Origin of the sequence: Methylobacterium aerolatum (assembly GCF_022179085.1) — a bacterium.
GTDB classification, from domain to species: domain Bacteria; phylum Pseudomonadota; class Alphaproteobacteria; order Rhizobiales; family Beijerinckiaceae; genus Methylobacterium; species Methylobacterium aerolatum.
Genome location: NZ_BPQE01000031.1, coordinates 94,013 through 116,584, shown reverse-complemented (window position 1 = coordinate 116,584; position 22,572 = coordinate 94,013). Strand labels below are relative to the sequence as shown.

25 protein-coding genes are annotated in these 22,572 nt (G+C 70.3%); 12 read left to right on the top strand and 13 right to left on the bottom strand.

Annotated features, from left to right (window positions below; translation table 11 throughout):
• The first annotated feature begins 104 nt into the window (after positions 1-104).
• Positions 105-1,466 (top strand): MFS family transporter, encoded by a 1,362-nt coding sequence (locus MFF06_RS19530; protein ID WP_238207094.1) that lies wholly within the window; start codon positions 105-107, stop codon positions 1,464-1,466.
• 409 nt (positions 1,467-1,875) lie between these two features.
• On the opposite strand, the gene MFF06_RS19525 is transcribed toward MFF06_RS19530, so the two are convergent.
• Positions 1,876-2,631, bottom strand: a complete 756-nt coding sequence (locus MFF06_RS19525; protein ID WP_370876617.1) for a lytic murein transglycosylase — start codon at positions 2,629-2,631, stop codon at positions 1,876-1,878.
• A 325-nt stretch (positions 2,632-2,956) separates the two neighbouring features.
• On the opposite strand from MFF06_RS19525, the gene MFF06_RS19520 reads away from it, so the two are divergent.
• On the top strand, positions 2,957-3,739 hold the full coding sequence (locus MFF06_RS19520) for an endonuclease/exonuclease/phosphatase family protein (RefSeq protein ID WP_238207093.1): 783 nt from the start codon (positions 2,957-2,959) through the stop codon (positions 3,737-3,739).
• Here the strand turns inward: MFF06_RS19520 and MFF06_RS19515 are convergent.
• From MFF06_RS19515 to MFF06_RS19500, 4 genes are all read right to left on the bottom strand, one after another.
• Entirely contained in the window at positions 3,657-5,093 is a 1,437-nt protein-coding gene (locus tag MFF06_RS19515) for a phospholipase D-like domain-containing protein (RefSeq protein ID WP_238207091.1), read from the bottom strand. The two genes, MFF06_RS19520 and MFF06_RS19515, sit on opposite strands and share 83 nt — an antisense overlap.
• A 99-nt stretch (positions 5,094-5,192) precedes the next feature.
• Entirely contained in the window at positions 5,193-5,492 is a 300-nt protein-coding gene (locus MFF06_RS19510) for a hypothetical protein (RefSeq protein WP_238207089.1), read from the bottom strand.
• A gap of 83 nt (positions 5,493-5,575) precedes the next feature.
• Entirely contained in the window at positions 5,576-6,382 is an 807-nt protein-coding gene (locus MFF06_RS19505) for an enoyl-CoA hydratase (RefSeq protein WP_238207087.1), read from the bottom strand.
• 112 nt (positions 6,383-6,494) lie between these two features.
• Positions 6,495-6,932, bottom strand: coding sequence for an AMP-dependent synthetase (locus MFF06_RS19500; RefSeq protein ID WP_238207085.1), 438 nt, complete (start codon positions 6,930-6,932; stop codon positions 6,495-6,497).
• Positions 6,933-7,183: 251 nt separating this feature from the next.
• Here MFF06_RS19500 and MFF06_RS19495 point away from each other — a divergent pair, with 251 nt between their 5' ends.
• On the top strand, positions 7,184-7,591 hold the full coding sequence (locus MFF06_RS19495; protein WP_238207083.1) for a hypothetical protein: 408 nt from the start codon (positions 7,184-7,186) through the stop codon (positions 7,589-7,591).
• 46 nt (positions 7,592-7,637) lie between these two features.
• On the opposite strand, the gene MFF06_RS19490 is transcribed toward MFF06_RS19495, so the two are convergent.
• Positions 7,638-8,327, bottom strand: coding sequence for a uracil-DNA glycosylase (locus tag MFF06_RS19490; RefSeq protein ID WP_238207081.1), 690 nt, complete (start codon positions 8,325-8,327; stop codon positions 7,638-7,640).
• Positions 8,328-8,528: 201 nt separating this feature from the next.
• On the opposite strand from MFF06_RS19490, the gene hemH reads away from it, so the two are divergent.
• The gene (gene hemH, locus MFF06_RS19485; protein ID WP_238207079.1) at positions 8,529-9,629 is read left to right on the top strand and encodes a ferrochelatase; all 1,101 of its coding nucleotides are present in this window, start codon (positions 8,529-8,531) and stop codon (positions 9,627-9,629) included.
• 79 nt (positions 9,630-9,708) lie between these two features.
• On the opposite strand, the gene ybgC is transcribed toward hemH, so the two are convergent.
• The 3 genes from ybgC to ruvB all read right to left on the bottom strand — a co-directional run bounded on the left by ybgC (position 9,709) and on the right by ruvB (position 12,664).
• Positions 9,709-10,149: a tol-pal system-associated acyl-CoA thioesterase gene (gene ybgC / locus MFF06_RS19480; RefSeq protein ID WP_238207077.1), complete on the bottom strand. Its 441-nt coding sequence runs from the start codon at positions 10,147-10,149 to the stop codon at positions 9,709-9,711.
• A 320-nt stretch (positions 10,150-10,469) separates the two neighbouring features.
• A complete protein-coding gene (locus MFF06_RS19475) occupies positions 10,470-11,189 on the bottom strand; it encodes a DUF4142 domain-containing protein (protein WP_238207076.1) in 720 nt (239 codons plus the stop codon).
• Between the two features lie 428 nt (positions 11,190-11,617).
• The gene (gene ruvB / locus MFF06_RS19470) at positions 11,618-12,664 is read right to left on the bottom strand and encodes a Holliday junction branch migration DNA helicase RuvB (RefSeq protein ID WP_238207075.1); all 1,047 of its coding nucleotides are present in this window, start codon (positions 12,662-12,664) and stop codon (positions 11,618-11,620) included.
• A gap of 286 nt (positions 12,665-12,950) precedes the next feature.
• Between ruvB and MFF06_RS19465 the strand changes: the two genes are divergently transcribed.
• Positions 12,951-13,184: a hypothetical protein gene (locus MFF06_RS19465; RefSeq protein WP_238207073.1), complete on the top strand. Its 234-nt coding sequence runs from the start codon at positions 12,951-12,953 to the stop codon at positions 13,182-13,184.
• Positions 13,185-13,301: 117 nt separating this feature from the next.
• Complete coding sequence (locus MFF06_RS19460; RefSeq protein ID WP_238207071.1) at positions 13,302-13,718, top strand: hypothetical protein; 417 nt, start codon at positions 13,302-13,304, stop codon at positions 13,716-13,718.
• On the opposite strand, the gene MFF06_RS19455 is transcribed toward MFF06_RS19460, so the two are convergent.
• Positions 13,699-14,028 carry a hypothetical protein gene (locus MFF06_RS19455; RefSeq protein ID WP_238207069.1) on the bottom strand — a complete coding sequence of 110 codons (330 nt, stop codon included), beginning with the start codon at positions 14,026-14,028 and terminating at the stop codon, positions 13,699-13,701. The two genes, MFF06_RS19460 and MFF06_RS19455, sit on opposite strands and share 20 nt — an antisense overlap.
• Positions 14,029-14,103: 75 nt before the next feature.
• On the opposite strand from MFF06_RS19455, the gene MFF06_RS19450 reads away from it, so the two are divergent.
• Together MFF06_RS19450 and MFF06_RS19445 are read left to right on the top strand one after the other, a co-directional pair.
• Entirely contained in the window at positions 14,104-15,000 is an 897-nt protein-coding gene (locus tag MFF06_RS19450; RefSeq protein ID WP_238207067.1) for a GGDEF domain-containing response regulator, read from the top strand.
• A 209-nt stretch (positions 15,001-15,209) separates the two neighbouring features.
• Positions 15,210-15,896: a LuxR C-terminal-related transcriptional regulator gene (locus MFF06_RS19445; protein WP_238207065.1), complete on the top strand. Its 687-nt coding sequence runs from the start codon at positions 15,210-15,212 to the stop codon at positions 15,894-15,896.
• A gap of 78 nt (positions 15,897-15,974) precedes the next feature.
• Here MFF06_RS19445 and MFF06_RS19440 read toward each other — a convergent pair whose 3' ends face one another.
• Positions 15,975-17,168 (bottom strand): DNA topoisomerase IB, encoded by a 1,194-nt coding sequence (locus MFF06_RS19440; RefSeq protein ID WP_238207063.1) that lies wholly within the window; start codon positions 17,166-17,168, stop codon positions 15,975-15,977.
• Positions 17,169-17,291: 123 nt separating this feature from the next.
• On the opposite strand from MFF06_RS19440, the gene MFF06_RS19435 reads away from it, so the two are divergent.
• From MFF06_RS19435 to MFF06_RS19420, 4 genes are all read left to right on the top strand, one after another.
• The gene (locus MFF06_RS19435; RefSeq protein WP_238207061.1) at positions 17,292-18,455 is read left to right on the top strand and encodes a glycosyltransferase family 4 protein; all 1,164 of its coding nucleotides are present in this window, start codon (positions 17,292-17,294) and stop codon (positions 18,453-18,455) included.
• 2 nt (positions 18,456-18,457) lie between these two features.
• Positions 18,458-19,117: a class I SAM-dependent methyltransferase gene (locus MFF06_RS19430; RefSeq protein ID WP_238207059.1), complete on the top strand. Its 660-nt coding sequence runs from the start codon at positions 18,458-18,460 to the stop codon at positions 19,115-19,117.
• Between the two features lie 97 nt (positions 19,118-19,214).
• Positions 19,215-19,787 (top strand): NAD(P)H-dependent oxidoreductase, encoded by a 573-nt coding sequence (locus MFF06_RS19425; protein ID WP_238207058.1) that lies wholly within the window; start codon positions 19,215-19,217, stop codon positions 19,785-19,787.
• 66 nt (positions 19,788-19,853) lie between these two features.
• Positions 19,854-20,468, top strand: coding sequence for a cytochrome b (locus tag MFF06_RS19420; protein WP_238207056.1), 615 nt, complete (start codon positions 19,854-19,856; stop codon positions 20,466-20,468).
• Between the two features lie 24 nt (positions 20,469-20,492).
• Here MFF06_RS19420 and MFF06_RS19415 read toward each other — a convergent pair whose 3' ends face one another.
• Both MFF06_RS19415 and MFF06_RS19410 read right to left on the bottom strand, forming a co-directional pair.
• Positions 20,493-21,392: an AprI/Inh family metalloprotease inhibitor gene (locus tag MFF06_RS19415; protein WP_238207047.1), complete on the bottom strand. Its 900-nt coding sequence runs from the start codon at positions 21,390-21,392 to the stop codon at positions 20,493-20,495.
• Positions 21,389-22,357 (bottom strand): 2-hydroxyacid dehydrogenase, encoded by a 969-nt coding sequence (locus MFF06_RS19410; protein ID WP_238207045.1) that lies wholly within the window; start codon positions 22,355-22,357, stop codon positions 21,389-21,391. The genes MFF06_RS19415 and MFF06_RS19410 overlap by 4 nt, the downstream gene beginning before the upstream one ends.
• Positions 22,358-22,572: the final 215 nt, after the last annotated feature.

Here is a 22,572-nt window from a genome sequence, read left to right as displayed (position 1 = left end):
CGGACGTCGTGCCATGGACGCTTGCAGCCCGGTCCTCACCCTGTAACGTCGCCGTGACAAACGGACGCCGGCAGCGTCCGGGATTAAGGGACATCGGAGACGCCATGGCTGTGCACGAAGCTGGGTCGATCGCCATCGACTCGAACCCGCACGATGCGGCGGATCGGCGGCGGCGGATCATGGCCATCGTCGGCTCGTCCTCCGGCAACTTGGTCGAGTGGTACGATTTCTACTGCTACGCCTTCTTCGCCCTCTACTTCGCCCCGGCCTTCTTCCCGAAGGGCGATGCCACGAGCCAGCTGCTTCAGACCGCGGGCATCTTCGCGGTCGGGTTCTTCATGCGGCCGGTGGGCGGCTGGCTGTTCGGGCGCATCGGCGACCAAGTGGGCCGCCGCGCCTCCATGGTGATCTCCGTCCTGATGATGTGCTTCGGCTCGCTGCTGATCGGCATCCTGCCGACCTACGCCACCGTGGGCACCCTGGCGCCGGTCCTGCTGCTCCTGGCGCGGATGCTCCAGGGCCTCTCCGTCGGCGGCGAGTACGGCACCTCCGCCACCTACATGAGCGAGGTCGCGATCAAGGGCCGCCGCGGCTTCTTCGCCTCGTTCCAGTACGTCACACTCATCGGCGGGCAGTTGCTTGCCTCGCTGGTGCTGGTCCTGCTGCAATCCGTCCTCACCGCCGAGCAGTTGACCGCCTTCGGCTGGCGCATCCCGTTCTTCATCGGCGCCGGGCTGGCGGTGGTGGCGCTGTACCTGCGGCGCTCATTGGCGGAGACCAAGGAGGGGGGCGACAAGGAGAATGCCGGCACCTTCGGCGCCCTGTTCAAGCATTGGCGGGCGTTCTGTGTCGTCCTCGCCTACACGGCCGGCGGATCCCTCAGCTTCTACACCTTCACGACCTACATGCAGAAGTATCTCGTCAACACCGCCGGGATGCCGAAGACCTCGGCGTCGCAGGTGATGACCTGGGTGCTGCTCGTCTACATGCTGATCCAGCCGATCTTCGGCGCCCTCTCGGACAAGATCGGCCGCAAGGCGAACATGATCCTCTACAGCGGGCTCGGCATGCTCATGGTGGTGCCGATCATGTCCTTCCTCGGCACGAACAAGGATCCCTACCTCGCCTTCGCGATGATCACCCTCGGGCTCGCCGTGATCTCGTTCTACACGGGGATCAGCGGCATCGTGAAGGCGGAGTTGTTTCCCACCAACGTGCGGGCGCTGGGCGTCGGCCTATCCTACGCGCTGGCCAACGCCACCTTCGGCGGCACCGCCGAGTTCGTCGCCCTCTGGTTCAAGGACACGGGCATGGAGGGCACGTTCTTCTGGTACGTGACGGTCATGCTCGGCATCGCCTTCGTCGCCTCGCTGATCATGCCGAACCCGAAGGTCCACGGCTATCTCGACGGCGCGGGCACCGTGGAAGAGGCCCTGGGCAAGAAGCCGGGCTACGCCCACGCGTAGGTGTCTGGCCGAACGATCGGCGGTTCTCCCACCTCACCCCCTCATCCTGAGGCGCGGTGGGGAGAACCGCCCCCTTCTCGCCCAGGCTCTCAGAGTCTGGCCGGAGAGGGCACGACAGAGCGTATCTCTCACCGTCATTGCGAGCGAAGCGAAGCAAGCCAGGGCAGCGGGACGCTTCCAGAGGTGGCGGATCCCTGGATTGCTTCGCTGCGCTCGCAATGACCACCTGTGACCGAAAGACCGTCGTGCCCTTTCGGGCCAGGCTCTGAGGAGGATCGAGGGGAGCCAGCGGCTTACAAGTGAGGCTCCAAAGACAATCGCCCCGGCCTCCTCACGGGGACCGGGGCGAAACGAGGAACATGGCATCCGCCCGTTTTAGCGAGCGGCACGAAGCCATGACGATGGAGAATCAGTCCTCGTCGATCTGGCGGCCGATGATGGCGATGGCGCGCTCGTAGACCGAAGCGGCGTTCCAGCCCTGGAGGGCGACGAAGTTCGGCTCGCCCGGCTGGTAGCCGGCGCCGCGCTGCCAGCCATGCGCCTTCAGGAAGTTGGCGGTGGAGGACAGGGCGGCGCCGGTCTCGTTGAGGTCGCCGCCAGTGCCGTATTTCAGCACGTTGCGCGGCAGGAACTGGGTGTGGCCGATCTCGCCATGCGCCGCGCCGCGGGTGCTGGTGGTCAGGATGCCCCGGTCGACCAGGGTGAGGGCGGCGTAGAGCTGATCGGTGAAATACTCCGAGCGGCGGCAATCGTAGGCCAGGGTCGCCACCGCCGAGAGGGTGTTGACGTTGCCCTTCACCGCGCCGAACCCGGTCTCCATGCCCCAGATCGCCAAGAGCGGGCCCGGCGGCACGCCGTAGCGCTGCTCGATGGAGGAGAACAGCGCCGCCTGGGAGCGCTTGAGCGCCCGCCCGCGCTTGACGATCGTCGGGCCGCCGCGCTTGGCCATGAACTGTTCGAGGGACAGCTTGAAGCTGCGCTGGCCCCGGTCCGCCGAGATGGTGGCGGTGGAGTAGGTGGTGCCGGCGAGGGCATCGAGGGCGTTCGCGCTGACCTTGCCCCGGTTCTCGGCGATGAACTCGCGCTTCCAGGTCTCGAAGCCGCCCGCCGAGTTGCCGCACTGGGCGGCCTGGGCTTGGCCCGATCCCGCCAGGGCCGCCGTCAGGGCGGCGGCGGCGAATGTGAAGTGTCGCTTGGATGCGGCCACGGAAAACTCCCAGACGTTCTGTCGCTCCGGCCTCACGGCCGGCAATGTTGTCGCTGGTCTAAAGCATATCGCGAAGCTTGGCGCACGCCGTCATTGCCCGGGCGGGGCCGGAAAGTCCCCGGGTCCGCGAGTTGTGATCGTGGCGTGGTTTCCGTTTCACTCCCACCCCGGCTTGCGCCGCGATCATCGTCCAGGCGAAGGACCGGACCGGCGAACGGACGCGGGTCCGGCGCGTTGCAGCCTCGCGGCGACGGACGCGGCGGGTGGGGAGCGGCCAGGAACGATGACGGAAGCGATGCGCGCGGACGGACCTGAGATTGCGACGGTGCCGGCCCCGGAGGCCGACCTCCTCTCCCCCTCCGTCCCGGCCTTCAAGATCGTGAGCTGGAACCTCCTGCGGCGGGTCGGCGCGGCGATCGAGGACGTCATCGCGCTGATCGAGCAGGAGAAGCCCGATCTGCTGCTGATGCAGGAGGCCACGAGGGCCATCGGTTTCCTCAAGGAGCGGGTCGGCGGCCATTACGCCTGGGCCCCCCTGCCGGGGCGTATCCACGGGCTCGCCATGTGGAGCCCGACGCCGTGGCCGTCGCCGCCCCGCACTCTGCCGATCCCCTCCGGCGCCCTGGTGCACCGAGTCTGCCAAGTGCTCGATCTCGGCGCGTTCGGCGTCGCGAACGTCCACCTGTCACACGGCCAGATGCTGAACCGGCGCCAGCTCCGGCGGATCGTCGCCGGGCTTCCACCCCGGGCAGCCGTGCTTGGCGACTACAACATCGTCGGCCCCGCCATGGTGCCGGGCTTCCGCGATATCGGGCCGCGCCGTCCGACCCACGCCATGGTGGAGGTCCTGCCGCTGCGCCTCGACCGCTGCATCGCCCGCGGGCTGGTCTGCCGGGACAGCGCGGTGCTGCCGCGCGGTCCCTCGGATCACCGGCCGATCGTCGTGCACCTCGCCGTCGCCCCCGAGGCGCCGCAGCGGCCGCTCAGAGGTATGGCAGCAGCAGCCGAACGCCTGCGTCGCGCAGGCGCACGGGCAGGTAGCGCGCGGCGAGATCCGTCGCGGTGAGGCGGCGCTCCATCTTCCGGCGGATCAGCGCGTCGATCTCAGCCGCGACGTCGGCGTCGATGACCTCGACGTTCAGCTCGAAATTTAGGCGGAAGCTGCGCATGTCCCAGTTGGCGCTGCCGACGAAGCACCAGATGTCGTCGATCACCATCGCCTTGGTGTGATCGAAGGGCGGGGTGTCGAGGTAGATCTGCACGCCGGCGCGGATCAGGGGATCGAGGTGGGCGCGCATGGCCCAGTCGATGAAGCGGTGGTCGCCCTTGGCCGGGATCACCACTTCGACGGACACGCCCCGCGTCGCGGCCTGGGTGAGGGCGCCGGTGACGAGTTCGTCCGGCAGGAAGTAGGGCGTGGCGATCCGCACCGAGCGGCGGGCACAGTTGAGCGCCTGGATCACCACCTGCTCGATCTTCTGCACGTCGGCATCGGGGCCGGACGTCACCGCGCGGGCGACGGTCGCGCCCACCGGCTCGGGATTGGTGAACCATGGCGGGCCGTCGAGATTCTCGCCGTTGGCGAAGAACCAGTCGGCGGCGAAGGTGGTCGCGAGTTGATCGACCACCGGCCCCTCGAAGCGGAAATGCGTGTCGCGGATCGGGTGGGGCGGATTCGAGGCGACGCGGTTGGCGCTGGCGATGTTCAGGCCGCCGGTGAAGCCGACCTGTCCGTCGATGATCAAGAGCTTCTTGTGGTTGCGCAGGTTGAGGAAGGGCATCCGCCAGGGGAGGGCGGAGTGCATGAACAGGGCGGCCGGGACGCCCGCCGCCGTCAGCCGGCGGTAGGCCGGGGTGCGGAAGTAGCCGCCGCCGATGCCGTCGATGATCACCCGGACCTCGACGCCCCGCCGCTTGGCCTCCGCCAGCGTGTCGCAGAATTCGTGGCCCGCCTCGTCGTCGCGGAAGATGTAGCTCGACAGGGCGACGCTGAGCCTCGCCCCGCGGATCGCGGCGAGCATGTCGGGATAGGCCTCGTCGCCGTTGCGGTAGAGGCGGACGCGGTTGCCGACCAGGGCGGGCGTCGCGGTGATCCGGCGGATCGCCCGGTCGAGGGGCCACAGGGTCTCGGGCACCACCGCGTCGTCGTCATCCGCGGGCGGTGTCGCCTCGGAGGGGCGGCCCCGCATCTTGCGGGCGCGCCGGTAGACCCGGTTGATGCCGAGCAGCAGGTAGAGCGCCGAGCCGAGGATGGGCGACAGCCACGCGAGGCCGATCCAGCCCACGGCGACGCTCACCCGGCGCTTGCGCAGCAGGGCGTGCACCGTGACCGCGACGGCCAGGACGAAGCCGACCAGCGCCTCGGCGTCGGCCCTGAACAGGGCCGTGGAGGTCACCCAGCGAGAAAAGATCTGTTCCAATGCCGTCCCGGACGACTCGAGCCACCTGCGCCCATATAGCTCAGCCGGCGGCGGAGTGTTCCGTTCCCGGTCCGCGAACGGGATCGCGCGGGCCGCCCGTCAATGCCGTCCGGTGACCCGATCGGCCGCGTCGCAGCGGAAATCGCTGCCGTCGAGGGCTTGGTAGACGATCCGCCCGCCCGCGTGCCGGCACCTCGCCTTGGCGGCCTCCAGGGGCCGGTGGAAGGACCAGATCGTGAAGAGCGGCCCCACGGTGGCGAGGCAGATGCTGCCGATGAGGATGGCGGCGGCCCAGGTCGGCCCGTCCCGCTCCGGCCGCGAGGGGCGCGGCGGGCGCGGGGGAGGCATCGCCCCGTAGAAGGCGATGCCGAGGCCGATGAGGTCGGTGGTGGCTGTCATCGCCTGTCCCGCGTCGGCTTGAGCCCTCCCCGGCGAAGGTAACTGACCCACGCGCGAACGATACCGGGCACGGGCGCGGCGGATCAGCCCTCCCAGACCGGATCCCGCTTCGCGATGAAGGCGTCGATTCCCTCCTTCGCGTCGGCCATCATCATGTTCCGGGTCATCACCTCGGCCGCGTAGGCATAGGCGTCGTCGAGGCCCATCTCGATCTGGCGGCCGAACGCCTCCTTGCCGATGGCGACCACCTTGCGAGCCTTGCCCGCGATGCGCCGGGCCATGGCCGTCACGGCCTCATCCAGGGTTCCGGCGGGCACCACGCGGTTCACGAGGCCGATCCGCAGGGCCTCCCCGGCGGAGATCGGCTCGCCGACCAGCAGCATCTCCATCGCAGCCTTGCGCCCCACGGCACGGGACAGGGCCACCATCGGCGTGGAGCAGAACAGGCCGATCTGGACGCCCGGCGTCGCGAACCGCGCGTCCTCGGCGCAGAGGGCGAGGTCGCAGGTGGCGACGAGTTGGCACCCCGCGGCGGTCGCGATGCCGTGGACCTGCGCGATGACCGGCTGCGGCAGCCTCGCGATGCTCGTCATCAGCCGAACGCAGGTCTGGAACACCCGGTCCGTGGCCTCGCGGCTCGGCTCCGCCCGCATCTCCTTCAGGTCGTGGCCCGCGCAGAAGGCGGGTCCGGCGCCCTTCAGCACCACGACCCGCACGGAGGCGTCCGCGCGGATCGCGTCCAGGGCGTCCTGCAGGGCCTCCATCAGGCCGAGCGACAGGGCGTTGCGGGCGCCCGGCCGGTTCAGGGTGAGGGTGCAGATGCCGTCCTCGTCCTGCCTGAGGAGGACCGGCTCCCCGGTGGCCGGGGCGATCGACGGAGCTGCTGACATGGACGTTCCCTTCCGGTCCCACCCTTCGGCGGGTTCGAGGGGAAGTCTAGCCGGTTTTCCCGCATCCGTGGACCGTGCCGTCCGGCGGCCGGGCGGCGCGGAGCCCGGGTCTTCAGTCGGCGAGTTCGGCCAGGGCGTGGTCGAGGCGGGCGAAGTCGGCGCCCTCGCCGTTCCACCAGACCGGGGGCAGGCGCTCGATTAACCCGAGGGCGCGGGCGTAGTCGTCGGCAAGCGCCGCATCGACGATCGCCACCGTGGCGCCCTTGAGGGCCGCGGCGAGGGTGTCCGCGTCCAGGCCGGGGGCGAGGTCGCGTGTCCGCGCGCCGACCCAGGCGAGACCCTGCCGGAGGGCGGCGGATTCCAGCGGGTTCGCCACCATCAGGACGGCGGTGTCGCCGAGGCCGATGCCTTCGGCCCGCGCCCATTTCATGCAGAGGCCCGGCGCGATGGCCGAGGGCGCAGGCGCGACCTCCCGGCGGTCCTGAGATGGGACCGGAGCCGGGAATTCGGCCGCGTTGCGGTCGGCGGCGATGGAGTGGGCGCGGATCATTCGGGGAAACCGCCAGTTTCGGATAGGCTTAGCCATTCCGGGTTCGCGCGATCGGGTTAACACTTTCTCTTTGCGAGCCGGAGACTTGCGAAGACCGGCGCTCAAAGGCGCAAAAAGACGTCCGGATCTGCCCGTATCCCTCACGATCCATGAAAGCGGTCGTGAAAGGCCGACACTGGCGGCCGACGGCGGCTTCTCTATCTAGCTGCCCCGAGGGCGGTCGCAGCACCGCCGGCCAGGGACGGAAAACCATGCGGATCGTGTTGCCCATCGTCGCCGCCGCGCTCCTGTGCGCCCCGGCTAGAGCGGAGATGCGGAACGCACCGTCATCGCGGGCGCTCGAATTCGCGGCCTACATCTTCGCGGCCTCCAATGTTTGCGGATACCGGATCGGCGCGACGGAGTTCGAGGCGTTGCTCGCCAAGCAGAACACCCGGGCGGCCGATGTCCAGCCGAACGGCCCGTTCGGCAACCGGGTGCAGACGATCTTCACGCTGATGTCGAATCAGATGGCCGCCAACCGGGATCAGGCCTGCATCGCCGTCGCCGGCGAGTACGGCCCCGAAGGCAATGTCGCCAAGAACGTCCTTCTCCCGCCCGGCGCGGAGGCCCCGAAGGCGGAGCCGGCGAAGCCCGACGCGCCCAAGCCGGCGCAGTAACCGCCCGCGCAGTAGCGGCCCGTGTGGGAGCCGATGACCGGCATCCTCAGCCGAGGCGCCAGTCGATCGGCGTCCGCCCGTGCGCGGCGAGCCACGCATTGGCGCGCCCGAACGGATCGGAGCCGGGAAAATCCCTCGCGCGGTTGAGCGGCGAGGGATGGCCGCTCTCGATGATGCCGTGCCGGGCTGCGTCGATCAGTCCGGCCCGCGCGCGCGCCTGGGCTCCCCACAACAGGAAGACGGCCGGCTCGGCTCCCGCCGAGACCGCCGAGACCGCCTCGTCGGTGAGGCTCGCCCATCCGTAGCGCAGGTGCGCCCCGGCCTTGCCGGCCTCGACGGTGAGCGCGCTGTTCAGGAGCAGCACGCCCTGCCTTGCCCAGGGGGTGAGATCCCCCCCGGCCTCCCGGTCCGAGTCCGCTTCCGCCAGGATCACCTTCAGGGACGCGGGCAGGCGGCCGCCGCCGACATAGGAGAACGCGAGCCCGTTCGCGTCCCCCGGCGTCGGGTAGGGGTCCTGGCCGAGGATCACGGCCCTCACCTCCGCCGGAGGCGTCTCCGCGAGGGCGCGGAAGATCTGCGCCGGCGCCGGCAGCACGCGGGCGCCTCCGGCGATGCGCGCATCGACCCGCGCCGCCACCGCCTCGGCGGCACCGTCCGCGAAGAATGGCAGGGCGAGCCAGGGCGAGCCGGAGCGGCGGAAGGCGGCGAGGGCGGCGGCGACGGGCCGGTCGGTCATCGAGGGTGCATGTCCTGGGTGGGCGGCATTTGCCGACGCGGATGCCGCGCGTATACCCGAAACGGCGTCGGCCGCTCCTGCGGCCGTCTCGTCTTCGCCGAACGGCTCGGGCGTCCTACATAAGGGCCGATCGCGCGTCGGCGCGGGTCGAGATCCGCTAGTCAAGGAAGGACACGGCGCCGGGGGCGCCGGTACGCTCGCATGAACGAACGCATCGAACCTGCCGCGCTGAAGAACAACCGCCCGGTCGCCGCGATCGACCAGCCTGCCGGCCAAGCCGCGGGCAGCCTTCCGGCCGGGCATCCGCCCGTGCGCTGGGGCCGGATCGGCGTGCTGCTCATGAACCTCGGAACGCCAGAGGGAACCAGCTACTGGCCCATGCGGCGCTACCTCAAGGAGTTCCTGTCCGATCGCCGGGTCATCGAAGTGCCCCGGTTGATCTGGTGGCCGCTCCTCAACCTCGTCATCCTGTCGAAGCGGCCGGGCCCCAAGGGCCGGGACTATGCCAGCGTCTGGAACAACGAGTTGGACGAGGGCCCGCTGAAGACGATCACCCGGGGCCAGAGCGAGAAGCTCCAGGCCGCAATGGGCGACAGCGTCGTGGTCGATTGGGCGATGCGCTACGGCAAGCCGGAGGTGTCGGGCCGGATCCAGGCCCTCCTCGACCAGGGCTGCGACCGAATTCTCTTGGTTCCGCTCTACCCGCAATACGCGGCGGCGACCTCGGCCACGGCCTGCGATCAGGCTTTCCGGGCGCTCATGGACATGCGCTGGCAGCCGACCGTGCGCGTCTCGCCGCCCTACCATGACGATCCGGTTTACATCGACGCCATGGCCCAATCGATCCGCGAGGGTCTGGCCAAGCTCGATTTCGAGCCGGAGGTGATCCTCACCTCGTTCCACGGCGTGCCGCGCAGCTACCTCCTGAAGGGCGACCCCTATCACTGCCAGTGCCACAAGACCGGGCGACTCGTGCGCGAGGCGCTGGGCTTCTCGCCCGAGAAGATGCGGGTGACCTTCCAGTCCCGCTTCGGCAACGAGGAGTGGCTCAAGCCCTATACCGACGAGACCGTGCAATCCCTCGCCAAGTCCGGCGTGAAGCGCATGGCGATCGTGGCCCCGGGCTTCACCGCCGATTGCCTCGAAACCCTGGAGGAACTCGACGGCGAGAACCGCCACTACTTCGAGGAGAACGGCGGCGAGCAATTCGCCTACATCCCCTGCCTCAACGACAGCGACCACGGGATGCGCGTGATCGAGAACGTGGTCCGCCGGGAATTGCAGGGCTGGTTGCCGGGCTGAGGTCCGCCGGCCCCTTGCCGGGCGCGGCATCGTCCGCGCTCAGGCAAAGCGAAGCGGCGCCAGGGCAGCCGCAATGCCCTCAAGACGCCGGGCGGGCGGGCAACTCCGTGCGATCCTCCGGCGGCGTCAGCTTGACCCTCAGGCTGTCCGGCAGGCGGGTGGCGCGGCCGTCGCGGACGCAGGCGACCGTGACCTCGGCGGCCACCAATGTCTCATCGCCGCGCCGGACTTCCTGTGCCAGGGTCATCGAGGCGCCGCGCAGGGCCTTCGTCCGCGTCACGACGGTCAACTGATCGTCCATGATCGCGGGCCGGAGGAAGTCGATTCCCATCTTGCGCACCACGAAGACGAGCCCCTGCGCGTCACGGTGGAGGTCCGACTGATCCCCCGCCAGGGAGCGCAACAACTCCGTGCGCCCGCGCTCCATGAAGCGCAGATAGCTCGCGTGGTAGACGAAGCCGGAGAAATCCGTGTCCTCGTAATAGACCCGCACCGCCAGCGAGTGCCCCGTATCGTCCATCCGCCCCGGACCCCGTTTTCGTGACGCTCCTCATAGCAGTTCGGGCGAGCGTGGATCACTGCGCCGTCTCGTCATCGCCATCGGAACGAAGCGATGACGGCCTGGTGCATCGCTCCAGTCGGAGGCGGCAGCCGAAGCTGGAAAAATCGATGCAGAAACAATGAGCCGGTGCAGACACGCATGAACGCAGTGAGTGCGTCACTGCACGAGCGGCAGCACCCGAAGCCACCGGGAGACGCTCCGGCAGGCGGGGCCAGGCCCGAAAAAGAGAAGGGCCGCCCCTCGCGGGACGGCCCCTTTCTCACGTCTCGGCCGGGATCTCAGCCGCCGAAGCGGTTGGCCAGGATCGACGACTCGGCGTGCTCCTCGGCGATATAGGGCAGCGCCTCGTTGGCGAACTTGCGGCCCACGGCGTTCTCACCGTTACGGGCGTAGTTGCTGTAGAGCGCCAGGGTGTTGGCGTCGGAGCGGGCCTGCTGCGAGATGTAGGTCCGGTCGAAGGCACGGCCGGTCGGGGCCGACTGGAGCTGCGCCAGACGGGCCTGACCCCGCTCGCCGAGGGCGACGCGACGGCCGGGCTCGGTCGGGCTGTTGTCCACGAGGCCCACGGCGCCGAGGGTGCCGCCGACGATCGACGTGCCGAGGTTGGCGGCGATCGTCACGGGGGCAAGGATCAAGCCGGCGGGGTTGCTCAGGTCGGTCTTGATGCCCTGGTTGTCGGAGACGACCGTGCCGCCACGGCTCAGCGAGGTGCCGGGAGGGAGGAGAGCCTCGGTGGTCGCCTTGCGCTCGGTGATCACGCGGTTGGCGTAAGCGCGGACGTTCGGGTTACGCGAACGCTCCAGGGCGATGCGGCTGGCCTCGATGCTGGCGGCGTCGGAGCGCAGAGCCTCGGCGCGGAAGGCCGGCGTCGAGGTCGCAGCCGGGCCGGTCTCGGAGAGGTTCGGGAAGATGCGGACCGGGAGGGCGTCCTGGGCGAGCGCCGGGGTCGCGAGGGCGGCAACCGAAAGGCCGAGGGCGGCGAGGGTGGTCTTCTTCATGACGGACGAGTGTCCCTTTCCGTTCGTGATTGGATGGCCGCGCGGCGATGCGCGGCCGTCACATTTCGCTGACGAAACGTTCGGGGCCATAACCGCAGCTTTTGGCCGCTGTTCCCACGGTCAAGTCAGCGATCTTCGCCGCTAGAGAAGGCCATATCAGCCAAGCTTGGCAATGGAGATCGGCACCAATACTCGAATTGTGCCCGCGCATCAGCGACTTATCGCTACTGAGTTGTACGTAGTACCGCGCCGACCGATTGCGCCAGCCATCAATAGCCATGAGACAGGCCGGCACCTGCCATTACGTTTGGACATGGCCGTATGGGAACGGATGCGGAGGAACGGCCGCGTCGGATCGACGATCGCTCGGCCTTAGAACGGTATCGGACGCACCGGCCGGGCGGCGATCGGACGAAGGGGCCGTCGCCTCAGGCGTCGCCGCCGCCCGCGAACAGGTCCGCCTCGCGGCGCGGGACGGCGAGGCCGAGGTGCCGAAAGGCGTGGGGCGTGAGGATGCGACCGCGCGGCGTGCGCTGGACGAACCCCTTCTGGATCAGGAAGGGCTCCACGATGTCCTCGATCGCATCGCGCGGTTCGGACAGAGCCGCTCCGATCGTCTCGATCCCGACCGGGCCGCCGCCGAAGGATGAAGCGATCAGGCTGAGGTACTTCCGGTCCATCACGTCGAGACCGGCCTCGTCCACGTCGAGGAGCTTGAGCGCCCGGTCCGCGATGGCCCGCGTCACCGTTTCGGCCTCGGCCACGATGGCGAAGTCGCGCACACGGCGGAGCAGGCGCCCGGCGATGCGCGGCGTGCCCCGGGCGCGCTTGGCGATCTCGTTGGCCCCCTCCGCCGACATACCGAGGCCGAGGACGCGCGCGCCGCGCGCGACGATCTGCTCCAACTCGTCGATCTCGTAGAATTCGAGGCGGATCGGGATGCCGAAACGGTCGCGGAGCGGCGTCGTGAGGAGGCCGGCGCGGGTGGTGGCGCCCACCAGGGTGAACTTCGGCAGTTCGATCTTCACCGAGCGGGCCGCCGGACCCTCGCCGATGATCAGGTCGAGCTGATAATCCTCCATCGCCGGATAGAGGATCTCCTCCACCGCCGGGTTGAGGCGGTGGATCTCGTCGATGAAGAGCACGTCGCGCTCGTCCAGATTGGTGAGCTGCGCGGCGAGGTCGCCGGCCTTGGCGATCACCGGACCCGAGGTGGAACGGAAGTTCACGCCGAGTTCCCGCGCCACGATCTGCGCCAGCGTCGTCTTGCCGAGGCCGGGGGGGCCCACGAACAGCACATGGTCGAGGGCTTGGCCGGTCTTCCGGGCGGCCTCGATGAAGATCTGCATGTTCGCCCGCGCCGCCCGCTGGCCGATGAACTCAGAAAGGTTCAGCGGGCGGATGGACTGATCCGCGTCGTCCACGCGCTTGTCGGCGGACAGGAGCGGATTGGTCGGGGCTTTCGGCTTGGTCATGAACCTGATCGGCGCCTGCGCGTCCGGAAGAGCGACCTTCGTCTAACGCGCGGCGGGGCCGAAGTCTAAGAGAGGATCGCCCTCGGAAGGCGGCGGCGCCCCGATCGTTAAACCTGCGCCGAGGGAAAGCTGTGGCCAGGCCGTTCTCCGCCTTCCGGCTCGACCGTCCTTCGGGCACTGAGGACGGCGTTGCAACGCACAGTAGCAACCTTGGCCGTGCAACCATCTCGGCCCCCCGCGCATTTCCTTAACGATCGGTGGATCGGTCCCTCCGCCAGGACATCCCATGCTTCGTTCGCTCGCCCTCGGCGCCGCTTGCGTCTTCGCCTGCCTCGCCACTGCGGAGGCGCGGACGACGCGCACCGCCACCGCCGAACCGCAGGCTGCGGAGGCGACGTCGGCCGTCCGGCCGGTGTCGGTGACGACGCCCGAGCCCGGCCCCGCCTGCGGCCGCAGCCGCCGCCGCCTGTGGATCGAGGGTGAGGGCTGGGTGGTCCGCAAGGTCCCGACCTGCCGCTGAAAGCCGGGGGGCACCTCCGGCATACGCAGTCGCCGCGACTGGCGCCGGGTCCCCCGCCGGAACGAGATCGGCGGTGACCCGTTCCGGTTCGAGACCGGCCGCAACCGGAGCTTGCCGATGCGTATGCGTACCCTTTCGATGATCGCCGCCCTCGCGCTGAGCGCGGCGACCCCCGCCGTCGCGCAGGACCGTCACACGACCGTCCGCTACGGCACCTCATACCAGACCTATGGCGGCTATCCCGGCGGCTACGAGGGCGGGTTCGCGGCGCCCCTGATCAACGGCGACTACGTCGGTGCCCCGTTCACCGCCGTGCCCCGGCCGAGCCAGCTCGTCCCGCCGGCCTGGAGCTACGGCACCTACGGCATCCCCACTGTTTCCGGCATCGCCGCGCCGCCCGTGGCGGCGCCGACCCTGACGGTGATCGACGCGCCGCAACCCCGCAGGCGGGTGCGTCAGGGTTTCGTGTCCCGCAAGGTAACGTCCACCGCGCCGGGCGTGCGGGTGGTCAACCTCACGCTTCCCCATCGCTGAGACCGGCGAACCACTCGGCGTAGACCGTGTTGCGCGCCATCCTGCGGTTGAGATCCGGCGTACCGTCGGCCCACCAAACCGGTCCGCGCTCGCCCAACGCCGTCTTGGCGGCATCGACCGCCCGGCGGGCCTCCGCAAGATCGGCAGCCCGCTCGCTTCGCTTGGCCCGGGCCACGGCGCGGCGGGCCGCCATCAGGTCGTGCACCAGCTCGCTCCGCCGCGCCTCGGGCAGCGACGGATTGGCGCACCGCCACAGTCGCCCCCGCACGACGATGTAGCGGCCGTCCGGCGTGACCGGGGGAGCCGTCACGGGTGCACAACCCTTCGTTGTGATGGCCTTAAGCTTTCCAGTTCATGATGCGCATCGAAGAATGTCGAGATCGCCATGCGCATCGCCGTCGTCGACTCGAGCCTAGTCGTCCTGAGGATCATCGGGTCGATGCTCGAATCCCACGGGCACACCGTGCACGAGTTCACCGAATCCGACGCCGCCCTTCGGTTCCTGGAGGCGACGCCCGACGTGCGCGTCGTGATCTCGAGCCTTGAGGTCCGGCCGCTCAGCGGCCTCGAACTGTGCTGGTCGGCGCGGATCCTCGCCGAGGAGCGACGGCCCCTGCACATCATCATGATGTCCTCCGCCAACTGCGTCCACACGCTGGCCGAGGCGCTCGACAGCGGCGCCGACGACTTCATCGAGAAGCCGCCGAAGGCCGAGGAGTTGCACGCCCGCCTCCGCGCCGCCGAGCGCATGACCCGGCTGCAGGAGGAGTTGATCCGGCTGGCGGAGACAGACGCGCTCACCGGCCTCCTCAACCGCCGCGCCTTTCGGGAACGCGCCGAGGCCGCCGCCCTGCGCGCACAGTCGGGGACCGCCCTTTCGTGCATCCTGGTGGACATCGACCTGTTCAAGCGTATCAACGATAACCACGGCCACGATGTCGGCGACACGGCGATCCGCGCGGTCGGCGCCCTGCTCGGGGAGACCGGGATCGTCGGGCGCCTCGGGGGAGAGGAGTTCGGGATCGTCCTGCCGGAGCGCGATCTCGCCTCCGCCCTGCACTACGCCGAGGGCCTGCGCGTGCGCGCGCGGACGCTGCGCATCGCCTGCGGCGACGACACCTGCGGCCTCACCTGCAGCTTCGGCGTCTCGACCTGGAGCGGGCCGGACAGCGTACACGCCCTTCTGAAGCGCGCCGACGTCGCGCTCTACGCGGCCAAGGCCGGAGGGCGGAACCGGGTGGTGGCGGAAGCGATGAATTCAGGCACGGCACAGGCGGTGTGAGACACGCCCCGGAACGAAACACACCTTAAGGTTGAGTTGACCACCATCATTCCCGCTTTGGCACAGGGATCGAAGTACAGCCCTGGATTCGGCCCCGATTGACGCGCAATAAACCTTAATTTCCCGCCCCGTGAGGTGGAACGTTTCTTGGAAAGTCTTCCGGGAACTTGGCAGGATGTCCCGGCCAGGGAAATTGAGGTACGGGATCGATGACTACGCCCGTTGGCGTCCTTATCCTGGATGAACCGCAGGACTCGAGCGCGACCATGCGTGCGAGCCTCGAACACATGCCGGAATTCTCCACGATCGGTGAGGAAGACCTCGCCGGTAGCCAAGGACCGGCCGTCGCCCTCGTCTTCCTCGACGAGATCCGCCTCGCGGACGGCATCGCCCGGATCGTCGGCCTGAAGGAGCGCAAGCCGAGCCTGCGCGTGCTCGTCTCCTTCAAGGCCCTCGCGGCGGACGACATCCGCGCCCTGCTCGCGGCCGGGGTCGATGCCTTCGTCGCCCGGACCAAGACGCCCCGCGACCTCTGCGCCGCGATCCTCGCCCTGGCCGAGGGCTCGGATTGCCTCGTCCCCTCCGAGGCGAAGGCGACGGGGGAGGCGATGGACGGGCAGGGTCTCACCCCCCGCGAGGCCGAGGTGCTCCGTTTCCTCAGCGCGGGCTTCAGCAACAAGGAGGTGGCCCGCCGCCTCGCCCTCAGCGTCCGCACGGTGGAGACCCACCGCCTCAACCTGCGCCGCAAGACGCAGACCGGGCGTCTGAAGGATCTGGTCTCCCTGGCCCGCCAGCTCGGCCTCGCGCCGGTGGTGGACAGCGAACCCGCCCGCCAGCGCGGCGAATCCCGCCCGGCCCAGCAGCCCGGCGGCTCCGACCGGCCCTCGCGTCACTGACGGATCGCGACGGTCTCCGGGGGCGCGATCACCGGCGCCTCCGGACCGCGCCTCCCGACCCGGAACGGCGGGGATGCCTCAGGCGGCCTCGGCCTCGGCCTCCCGCCGACGCGCGGGCTTGCGGGCACGGGCGGCTGACTTCCCCCCGCCCGAGGCGGCCTTCACCCGGCCACCGCGCTTGGCCTTGGCGCTCGCCTGGACTCGGGCGAGGCGCGTCTGCAGAAGCCCCAGGACGGCGGCCTCCTCCGGGCGGAGCCGCCCGGGATCGTCGGTCAGTTCCGATTCGACCGCACCGCGCATCTGATCGACCAGCGCGCCCTCGAGGTAGCAATCGAGGATCTCGGGATGGATGTAGCACTTCCGGCAGATCGTCGGCGTGTTGCCCAGCCGCTGGGCCACCTCCTCGATCGCGGTGCGGACGTTGCGCTTGGCGCCCGCCTCACTGTCGAAGGCCTCGAAGGCGTTGAGGCCGAGGGCCGCCAGCACCGTGCCCGCCCAGGTGCGGAAGTCCTTGGCCGTGTAGTCCTCGCCGGTGATCTCGCGGAGATAGTCGTTGACGTCCGATGAGGTCACGTCGCGGCGGACGCCGTCGCCGTCGATGTACTGGAACAGCTCCTGGCCCGGCAGGTCCTGGCAGGCCTTCACGATGCGGGCGACGCGCCGGTCCTTCAACGAGACGTTCCATTCCTTGCCGCTCTTGCCCTTGAAGCGGAAGGTCAGCTCCGATCCCGCGATCGTGACGTGGGGATCCCGCAGGGTGGTGAGCCCGTAGCTGCGGTTGGTGCGGGCGTAGTCGTCGTTGCCGACGCGGATCAGCGTCGTTTCCAGCAGGTGGACGACGGTGGCCAGCACCTTGTCGCGCGGCAGGCCCTTGCGGCGCATGTCCGCGTCGATCCGCGCGCGGATCGCGGGCAGGGCGTCGGCGAAGCTCATGATCCGGGTGAACTTGTTCGCCTCGCGGGCTTGGCGGAACTCGGGGTGGTAGCGGTACTGCTTGCGCCCCTTGGCGTCGCGCCCCGTCGCCTGGATGTGGCCGTTGCGGCGGGGGCAGATCCAGACATCCGTGTAGGCCGGGGGAATGGCGAGCTTATTGATCCGCTCGATGGTGGACGGGTCGCGCACCGGCGCGCCCTTCGTGTCGTAGAAGCTGAAGCCCTTGCCGCTGCGGCGGCGGGTGAGGCCGGGACGGGAATCGTCCACGTAGGTCAGCCCGACCTCGGCCGCGGCAGCGCGCAGGTCGCCGCCCCTCTCCGCGCACTCCGTCCCAGCCATGACGCAACCTCCCGGCGCGCGGGATCGAGGCGTCCCGGCCCTCGACAACCCCAGCCCCGGCATCGCCGTTCCGGGTGCCCCGTCCGGCTTCCGTTTCGGGCCGAAGGGGTGCACAGCCGTGGGATGGTTGCTCCTGATCACGCCGACCGCTCCGGCGCGCCCGCCCGCCGCCTGGCCTTCGTCGCCACGGAGGATTGGTTCTTCGCCTCGCATTTCCTGCCGATGGCGCGGCGCGCGGTGGCGATGGGGCTCGACGTGGTCGTCATCGCCCGCGTTCGCGCCCACAGGGCCGCCATCGAGGCGACCGGCGCCAAGGTCGTGGCGCTGGAAGCGGAGCGGGCGAGCCTCAACCCGATGGGCGCGGGCTACGCGGCGGGCCAGCTCGCCGCGATCCTGAAGGCGCTGAAGCCCGACATCGTCCACTGCATCGCCCTGCGGGCGATCCTGATCGGCGGGACGGCCGCCGCCATGGCGGGCATCCCGGCGCGGATCTTCGCCGTCACCGGCCTCGGCCTGATCGGCGCCCGGAACGACCGGATCGGGCGCACGGGACGGCTGGCCCTCAAGGCGCTCATCCGGGGGCCGCTGGCGACGCGCCGGACCCGGTTCCTGTTCGAGAACCCCTCGGACGCCCTGGCACTCGGCCTCGACCCCTCCGACGGCACGGTGACGATCGTCGGCGGCGCGGGCATCGATCCCGCGCTCTACGCGCCCCGGCCGCTCCCGCCCGCTCCGCCCCTCAAGGTGGCCGTGGTTTCGCGGATGCTGTGGTCGAAGGGGATCGACCTCGCCGTGGAGGCGACGCGCCTCGCCCGCGCCGAGGGCGCGGCGGTGGAGCTGTCGCTCGTCGGCGCTCCCGACCCGGACAACCGGAAATCGATCACGGAGGCCGACCTCCGGTCCTGGTCGCGGGAGGGTGTGGCGTGGCACGGGCCGAGCGCGGACGTCCCCGCCGTCTGGGCCGACCACCACGTCGCCTGCCTGCCCTCGCGCGGGGGGGAGGGGCTGCCACGCAGCCTTCTGGAGGCCGCCGCCTGCGGCCGGGCCTGCCTCACCACCGACGTACCCGGCTGCCGTGACCTGATCCGCGACGGCACGGAGGGGTTCGTCGTCCCGCCCGACGATGCCGCCGCCCTGGCCGCCGCCCTGACGCGGCTCGCCGCCGATCCCGCCCTCGTGGCATCGATGGGCGCCGCCGCCCACCACCGGATCGAGACCGGCGGCTATACCGAGGAGGCCGTCGCCGAGGCGACCGGACGCCTCTGGCGCAGCCTTCTGGACGGCTGACGATGCGCGCCTGCGACGATCCCGACGGCTTCATCCGCGCCCACACCCGCCTCCGCCCCGTCCCCCATGCGCCCGAGATCGTCCTCCACGTGGCCGACGAGGCGACCGAACTCTGGCAGCGGACGGAGGAGGAACTGGAGCAGATCGGGCTGCCGCCGCCCTTCTGGGCCTTCGCCTGGGCCGGGGGGCAGGCCCTCGCCCGCTACATCCTCGATACGCCGGACCTCGTCGCCGGGCGCCGCGTTGTGGACTTCGCCTCGGGCTCCGGTCTTTGCGCCATCGCGGCGGCGAAGGCCGGCGCGCGCAGCGTCCTGGCGAGCGACCTCGATGCCTTCGCGCTCGCCGCCATCCCGCTCAACGCGCAGGCCAACGCCGTCGGCGAGCATATCGTCGCAACGGGGGACGACCTGCTCGGCACCGTCCCGGACTGCGACATCGTCTTCGCGGCGGACGTGTTCTACGAGCGCGACCTCGCCGCCGCCGTCACCGCGTGGCTGCTGGGTGCGCGGGCGGCGGGGCGCACCGTCCTGATCGGCGACCCGGGCCGGACCTACCTTCCGCGCGAGCGCCTGACATGCGTCGCCACTTACTCCGTGCCCGTTTCGAGGAGCCTGGAGGATACCGAGATCAAACGAAGCCACGTATGGCGGCTTGCGGGTTGAACACTCATTATCCAGCCCACGTTATAGGAACGGTTCCGGGCTCCCGACGGTCCGGGCCTTGCGGTGACCGTGTCACCCGTTTCCGAGGTGGTCAGTCGTGACACGCTCCGTGCGCCTTCCCCGCGTCGTCGCCTTCGCCGCGAGCCCCAAGCGCCCGGCGCGCACCCGCCTTCTCGTGGAGGCGGTCGGCGCCGAGCTGACGCGCCTGCGCCGGGTGGATCTGCGGGTGTACGATCTCGTCGATGCCGGCCCCGGCCTCGGCGTCAGCTCCCGCGACGAGCTGACCCTACCCGCCGCCCGGCTGATTGACGCCATCGAGAACGCCGACGCGCTGATCGTCGGCACGCCCGTCTATCAGGGCGGCTATGCCGGCCTGTTCAAGCACGTCTTCGATCTCATCGAGCCTGCGCGGCTCGCGGGGATGCCGGTTGTGCTGACCGCCACGGGGGGCGGCCTGCGCCACGCGCTGGTGGTCGAACATGCCCTGCGGCCCCTCTTCGGCTTCTTCGCCTCCCACATCGCGCCGACCTCGGTCTATGCCGGGCCGGACTGCCTGACCGCCGCCGCCGAGGCCGACGAAGCCCTGACGCTCCGAATCAACGCCGCGGCGGCCGAACTCTCGGCCCTCATCGACGTGTCCCGCGCCGCCAAGGCGGGCGCGGCAGCCTGACCGGCTGTCGTCTCCCGGAAACCGGCCCTAGCTAAGCCGGACCGACTGCGCATCGAGAGGACAGCCATGTCCGGGTCAACGCTCTCCCCCCGGCAGGCCCCATCGCCGGGCCTTCCCGCGACCTACGTCACCGCCGCCGGCCTGCCCCGGTACAATCCCGTGTCGCAGGCCCTGCATTGGATCACCGCCGTCTTCGCGCTGGCGGTGCTGCCGCTGGCCTGGGTCGCCCTCAGCCTCCCGAACGGCGAACTGAAGGGCACGGTCTTCACTCTGCACAAATCCGTTGGGCTCACGATCCTCGCGATCGTCGTCGTCCGCATCGTCTGGCGGATGATCAACCCCGCGCCGGCCGATCCGGCCGTGCCCCGCGCCCTCGAACTCATCGCGCGGGTCAACCACTGGCTGCTCTACGGGATCTTCCTGGTCATGCCGGTAAGCGGCTACCTGCTCAGCGCCCTCTCGGGCCGGTCCACCCCGTATTTCTGGCTCTTCACCATCCCGGGTCTGGAGAAGAACGAGCAGTTGCAGAAGGTCTTCGCAACGGCGCACGTCGTCGGACAATACGCCGTGTACCTCCTCGTCTCCCTGCACATCCTCGGCACCGTCTGGCACCTCGTCGTCCGGCGCGACGGCATCCTGGAGCGGATGCTGCCGGTGCAGGACGGGCGCGGCACCCGGTAGGCGGGCCCGTCCGGCGGGTCGCGGCTACCCCTCGATCCGCCGGAGGATGAACACCACGCCCGTCTCCGGGTCACGCCGCCAGCGCCCGTCATCCATCTTGACGAGGCCGATGCTGTGGCCACGCTTCGCCGTGACGGTGAGGCGACCGCCGTCGTAGCGCCAAGTGACCGGGTTGAAGACCTCGATCCCGTCGTCGTGGCAGCCGGCCAGGAGCTTGACCGTGCCGTCGCGCTCGAAGGCGAGGCGGCAGGTGGCCTGCTGGCGCAGCCGGTCGAGGGCGTAGGTGCCGGGCTGGGGCCCGTCCGGCGACAGGGGCGGGAGAGGGGGGGCCGGGACGACCGGCCCGCCGGGTTCACCCGGCGACACCGTCGCGGCCGTCGCGACGGCCGGTGACGGCGCAGGCACGGCGGCGGCGATCGCGGGCTCCGGCTCGGGCGGGCGCATCCCGGCGGTGTCCAGGGGCACGAGGCTGTAGGTCTCTCCCCCCGGCGCCGTGCCGACATAGCTGCGCCGGTCCTGGCGGCGCTTGAATTGGAGGACGGGACGGATGTCCTTGTCCACCAGGCGCACGGCCTCGTCGGCATAGAGCCAGCCCGCCACGCCGTTCATCACCGGCAGGGCGCGGCGGCATCCGGCCGGGAAGTTTACCAGTTGCCCGGCGGGACCCTTGTCCTTGAGGAGCGTCATCACGCAGCGGCGGCTGGTGCCGTCCTTCGACAGGTCCCAGGTTCCGGGCACCTCGGCGACCCTCGTCGGCAGCGTCTCCTTCTCCTCCGCGACCGACGGATCGGGCGGGACCGGCGCGAAGGGCGAGGCCATCGGGGGGCCGCCGGGACGCTCGTCCCGCACCGCTTCCTGCGCCGTCGCCGGATCGAGAACGAGGAGGATCAGGACGGTCGCGGCCGTGGCGCGGAGGGCGCTCACCTCGCGGGGCTCCAGGGCGTCTCGGCCACCGGCGTGAGCGGGCCGCGCCCCTCGAACCACGACAGGACGTTGTCGACCACCAATTGCGCCATCGCCTCGCGGGTGGAGGTGGAGGCCGACCCCACATGCGGCAGGAGGACGGTGTTCTCCAGGGCCGCGAGGTCCGGCGGGACGTGGGGCTCGTTCTCGAAGACGTCGAGCCCCGCACCCAGGATGGTGCCGGCCTGGAGGGCGGCGATCAGGGCCGCCTCGTCCACGACGCTGCCCCTGGCCACGTTCACGAGGAGTCCCTCCGGCCCGAGGGCGTCCAGCACGGCCGCGTCCACGAGGCCCTTCGTATCGGAGCCGCCGGGCGCGACCACCACGAGGATGTGGACGGCCCTGGCGAGCCCGATCAGGCTGTCGTGATAGGTGTAGGGCACGCCGGCCTTGCGGCTGCGGCCATGGTAGTCGATCTCCACCCCGAACCCGTCGAGGCGCCGGGCGATGGCCAAGCCGATCCGCCCGAGGCCCAGAATACCCACCCGGCGCCCGCGCAGGGAGGCGGTCAGCGGGAAGGGCGCCTTTGGCCAATGCCCCTCGCGCAGGTAACGGTCGGCCTGCGGCAGGCGCCGGACCGTCGCCAGGACGAGGCCCACCGCGAGGTCGGCAACCTCGTCGGTCAGGACGTCGGGGGTGTTGGTGACGACGACGCCGCGCTTGGCCGCCCCGGCGGCGTCCACCGCATCGTAGCCCACGCCGAAATTCGCGATTAGCTCCAGCCTCGGCAGCCGGTCCATCAGCGCCCCATCGACGCCGCCGCCGACGCACAGGCCCCGGATGCGGGGACCGACCTCCGCGAGCAGGGCCTCCGGGTCGGGCGCGCCCTCCAAGCAGTGGAGGGTGAAGCGGCCGCCCAGGGCCTTCTCCACCAAGGGGTGCATCTTCCGCAGGAGCAGGATGTCGGCGGGCGAGGTTCCGGTCATCGGACGGGGGCCTTCTCCGGGCGGCGGGGCGGCGCGCCGTGCGCCACGCCGGGCATACGCCGAGGGCGCCGTCGGCGCTACCCGCGCGGCAGCGGGGGTCTGACATCGCGGAGGCTTTCGGGCGAGGCATCTGCGGACGGGTAGCCTCCCCTCCGCGCGCGCCTCTTCCGTAACGGCGCGACGATGCCTACTAAGGAGCCCCGGGCCGAAGCGAG